Source organism: Hymenobacter defluvii, assembly GCF_017589435.1.
Lineage (GTDB): Bacteria > Bacteroidota > Bacteroidia > Cytophagales > Hymenobacteraceae > Hymenobacter > Hymenobacter profundi.
This window is the reverse complement of record NZ_JAGETX010000104.1, coordinates 1-629: the sequence shown is the minus strand read 5'-3', so window position 1 is coordinate 629 and position 629 is coordinate 1. Positions and strand designations below refer to the sequence as shown.

General features: G+C 40.2%; 1 protein-coding gene. It reads right to left on the bottom strand.

Translation table 11 applies throughout. From position 1 onward, the window contains the following. Positions 1-629: glycosyltransferase family 8 protein (locus J4D97_RS23180; RefSeq protein ID WP_208309652.1), on the bottom strand; the 629-nt coding region annotated here is incomplete at both ends.

Genomic DNA, 629 nt, shown 5'->3' with positions numbered 1-629 from the left:
ACTCTGGATGATCAAAGTAAAACTCAACCATACGCGAGCGAAAAAGTAACTCTTGTTTGGCCTTTGGGAGTGAAACTTTGGTGATTTTGTCAGCGCCAACTATGGGAGACAAGCGCGCATATTGTTGATAAACATGTCGTAAGCGATGCTCACAGTCGCTAAACCACGGTTTCTTACCATTGTAGTGGATAATTTTCTTTCCTTCTAAAAAATCCGCAAATCGGCGTTTAGGGACCTCATTAGGCACGTACAGTCGCATGAGGTTGTACGAAACAGGGAGCTTATACCAATTGTCTTTCAAAACCATATTTAATGCATCCTGATCCGGATATTGCTTAATCCTATCAGGCTGCTCCTGAATAATCTTTAAGGCTTGTTCAGTTATTTGCTGCTCTTTCCACTTTGTAATATCAAGGAGTAAAACACCAGAATTGAAGTAGTCTTCCGCGGAATAGATTCCCAAATCAGAACGCACAGGCATGTCTGTATCCGTAACGGCTGCCACTGGACGGCCATGCAAGTTCACTTCAAATAATTCCTTCAAATTACCTACTATCAAAGTATCGACATCTATATAGAGTAGTTTCTTAACATTTTGAACTAGAAAAGGAAAAAATAACCTGTAATAG